The sequence below is a fragment of the Gelidibacter sp. genome (genome assembly GCF_039916245.1).
In the GTDB taxonomy this organism is placed as follows: domain Bacteria; phylum Bacteroidota; class Bacteroidia; order Flavobacteriales; family Flavobacteriaceae; genus Gelidibacter.
This window is the reverse complement of the sequence record NZ_JBDSLS010000028.1, coordinates 1-3,645: the sequence shown is the minus strand read 5'-3', so window position 1 is coordinate 3,645 and position 3,645 is coordinate 1. Positions and strand designations below refer to the sequence as shown.

Annotated in this window: 5 protein-coding genes; 2 read left to right on the top strand and 3 right to left on the bottom strand. The window is 36.2% G+C overall.

Annotation, left to right across the window (positions count from 1 at the left end):
* Both ABIQ28_RS01620 and idi read right to left on the bottom strand, forming a co-directional pair.
* On the bottom strand, positions 1-295 hold a 295-nt coding region (locus ABIQ28_RS01620; RefSeq protein ID WP_348035005.1), incomplete at its 3' end, for a 6-carboxytetrahydropterin synthase.
* A gap of 2 nt (positions 296-297) precedes the next feature.
* Entirely contained in the window at positions 298-819 is a 522-nt protein-coding gene (gene idi, locus ABIQ28_RS01615; protein WP_348035004.1) for an isopentenyl-diphosphate Delta-isomerase, read from the bottom strand.
* Between the two features lie 125 nt (positions 820-944).
* Between idi and ABIQ28_RS01610 the strand changes: the two genes are divergently transcribed.
* Together ABIQ28_RS01610 and ABIQ28_RS01605 are read left to right on the top strand one after the other, a co-directional pair.
* Positions 945-2,534 (top strand): peptide chain release factor 3, encoded by a 1,590-nt coding sequence (locus ABIQ28_RS01610; protein WP_348035003.1) that lies wholly within the window; start codon positions 945-947, stop codon positions 2,532-2,534.
* Positions 2,535-2,756: 222 nt separating this feature from the next.
* Complete coding sequence (locus ABIQ28_RS01605; protein ID WP_348035002.1) at positions 2,757-2,984, top strand: (4Fe-4S)-binding protein; 228 nt, start codon at positions 2,757-2,759, stop codon at positions 2,982-2,984.
* Between the two features lie 89 nt (positions 2,985-3,073).
* Here the strand turns inward: ABIQ28_RS01605 and ABIQ28_RS01600 are convergent, their stop codons facing one another.
* Positions 3,074-3,391 (bottom strand): DUF3467 domain-containing protein, encoded by a 318-nt coding sequence (locus tag ABIQ28_RS01600; RefSeq protein ID WP_348035001.1) that lies wholly within the window; start codon positions 3,389-3,391, stop codon positions 3,074-3,076.
* Between the last annotated feature and the right edge of the window lie 254 nt (positions 3,392-3,645).

Here is a 3,645-nt window from a genome sequence, read left to right as displayed (position 1 = left end):
CAGCCGTCGGATTTAAATCTTTGAACTCTTCAACTTCAATGTTCAAATTCTTGTGGTCAAGATGATCTTCAATCTCTTCCTTTATAATATCCTTCAGCACTTTCATGTCCATGACAAACCCAGTTTCATGATCAATCCGTCCAGTTACGCTTACTATTAATTCATAATTATGACCATGGAAGTTAGGATTGCTACATTTCCCAAATACCTCTTCATTCTTTTCATCACTCCATTCTTTTCTAAAAAGTCGGTGTGCGGCATTAAAATGTGCTTTTCTACTAACAGTTACAATCATGATTACGCTCTGTTTATATGTTCATAAAATTTATCAAAAATAATCTTAAACCATTCTGTATATATTTCAGGACGTTCTAAAATATCGCTTTTCACGTCTTCTAAAGGCATCCATTTCCAGGCGGCCACTTCATCAGGATTGATCGTCGGCGCACCTTCATAGTTACCAATCATAACGTGATCAAATTCATGCTCTGTCAGGCCATTGTCAAAAGGAGCTTTGTAGATAAATGAAACCGTGTTTTCCAACTCGGTTACAAAACCCATTTCTTCCTGCAAGCGTCGTTTTCCTGCTTCAATATTAGATTCTCCTTCACGCTGATGGCTGCAACAGGTGTTTGCCCAAAGCAATGGCGAATGGTATTTATGTGCTGCGCGCTGTTGCAACATCAGTTCGTTTTTTTTATTAAAAATAAACACAGAAAAGGCACGGTGCAACAATGCCTTTTCGTGCGCCTCTAGCTTTGGCATTAAGCCAATTTGCTCGTCTTTTTCATTAACGAGGATTACTCTTTCTTCAGTCATAGCTTACAAAAATACCAACAAAAGTTATAAAAAGCACCAATGTTAGCTTAAAATTAAAATCGGCTGAAGTCTTCTATTAAAAATGCTTTCAATAATGGTATCTTTGCAACCCATTTTAAGAGATTATGAGTTTTAAAACAGAAATAGAAAGACGCCGTACTTTTGGTATTATTGCGCATCCCGATGCCGGGAAAACCACACTTACCGAAAAACTATTATTATTTGGAGGTGCCATTCAAGAAGCTGGTGCGGTTAAAAGCAACAAAATTAAAAAAGGAGCAACCAGTGACTTTATGGAAATTGAACGCCAGCGTGGAATTTCGGTAGCAACTTCGGTTTTGGCTTTTGAATATGAAGGCACCAAAATTAATATTTTAGATACTCCTGGACACAAGGATTTTGCCGAAGATACTTTTAGAACCCTAACTGCTGTAGATAGCGTTATTGTTGTGGTTGACGTCGCCAAGGGTGTTGAAGAGCAGACTGAAAAATTAGTGGAAGTTTGTCGCATGCGAAACATCCCGATGATTGTGTTTATCAATAAACTGGATCGTGAAGGACGAGATGCTTTCGACTTGTTGGATGAGATTGAACAAAAACTTGGTTTAAGCGTCGTTCCAATGAGTTTTCCGATAGGAATGGGCTACGATTTTAAAGGTATCTATAATCTTTGGGAAAAAAACATCAATTTATTTAGCGGTAGTAGTCGAAAAAGCATCGAAGAAACTATTGAAATTTCTGATTTAGCCTCCGAAGAAATAGATAAACTCATCGGTAAAAAAGCCGCAACTACACTTCGTGAAGAAATAGAACTTGTAGAAGGCATTTACCCAGAATTTGATCGCGATGAATATTTAAATGGACATCAACAACCGGTATTCTTCGGATCAGCATTAAATAATTTTGGAGTTCGCGAGTTATTGGATTGTTTCGTAGAAATTGCTCCAAAACCAAGACCAAAACAAAGCGAAGAACGTTTAGTGAAACCCGATGAAAAAGAATTTACAGGATTTGTATTTAAAATTCATGCCAATATGGATCCAAATCATCGTGACCGTTTGGCATTTATAAAAATTGTTTCAGGTACGTTTGAACGCAATAAACCGTATCTCCATGTTAGAAATAATAAAAAAATGAAATTCTCCAGTCCGAATGCTTTTTTTGCTGAGAAAAAGGAAATTGTGGACATTTCCTATCCTGGGGACATTGTAGGGATCCATGATACGGGTAACTTCAAGATTGGCGATACGCTTACTGAAGGCGAGATTATAAACTACAAAGGTATCCCAAGTTTCTCACCGGAACATTTTAGATATATCAATAACGCAGATCCATTAAAATCAAAACAACTTTATAAAGGTATTGATCAATTAATGGACGAAGGTGTTGCCCAGTTATTTACATTAGAACTTAACGGACGAAAAGTCATTGGAACCGTTGGTGCCTTACAGTATGAAGTTATTCAGTACCGTTTGGAACATGAGTATGGTGCCAAATGTACTTATGAAAACCTGAAGGTTTATAAAGCCTGTTGGGTAGAGCCGACCGATCCAAAAAATGCCGAATACAAAGAGTTTTTAAGGGTAAAACAACGTTATTTGGCTAAGGATAAACATGACCAATTGGTGTTTTTAGCAGACTCGCAATTTTCATTGCAAATGACCCAACAGACCTATCCTACTATTAAATTCCATTTTGTTTCGGAATACAAATAGGAATCAAATTACAATTTTTTAAAATTCCAAATTCCAATAGACAACATTTTGGAATTTGGGATTTGAAATTAATTTTTAAACTTCAGTCGATGTCATTCATCGATATTAATTTTTATAGTTTGTTCTTCATCGGATTTTTAATACATTTAATAGATAAACTTAGAATTGCTGCTCGTAACTTTTCTAAATCTGAAGAGATTCAAACCCCAAATTGATCTACTTATGGAAATAAATGCTAATCAGTTTAGTAATAGCAATATTACTATTATTTACGAACCATCTGTTTGCATCAGCGCAGGTCGTTGTGCAAGAGAACTCTCGGATGTCTTTAGGACTTCAGTCATCCCTTGGATTGACTTAGATGGTGCACCATCTCAAAAAATCATTGAGCAAGTCAAAAAGTGCCCATCTGGAGCTTTGAAATTTCATCTTAATCATAAAGTAGCTTAAAACTTGACAAAAAAAATCCCTTTGAATATAAATTCAAAGGGATTTTTTAATTGCAGTCGGTTGATACCAACAAATACTTTTATCGCGATTTAAGCTTGACCAGTAGGTCCAAAATTCAATGGAATTGGTGGCTGCTCGTAATCCTTAATTTCACCATGAGAGGTTTCAAAACGCTTTACATTTTCACCTAAAGCTTTAAGCAAGCGCTTTGCATGCTGTGGCGTCAAAATAATACGTGACTTCACTTTACTTTTTGGAGTTCCAGGCATGATGCTGACAAAATCAACAACAAACTCTGATACCGAATGATTGATGATGGCTAAGTTGGAATAAATTCCTTCGGCTATCTTTTCGTCCAATTCAATATTAATTTGTCCTTGCTTTGATGCTTCGTTATTATCGCTCATAATAATATTCCTGCAAAGGCAGAAATCTCTTTTTTAAAGGTTAATATCTTGAATCAACTGACGTGTCATCTTTAAAAAAGTCAAACACGCCTTTTGATTCATGAGATCCCCGCCTGCGCGGGGATTTTATTAATTGTAATTAAACTCTTCTTTAGCTTTCATCATTTCATTGAATTCTTCTTTAGAACCAACGATGATATGCTCATAGCGTCTCACCCCTGTTCCTGCAGGAATTCTATGTCCAACAATAACGT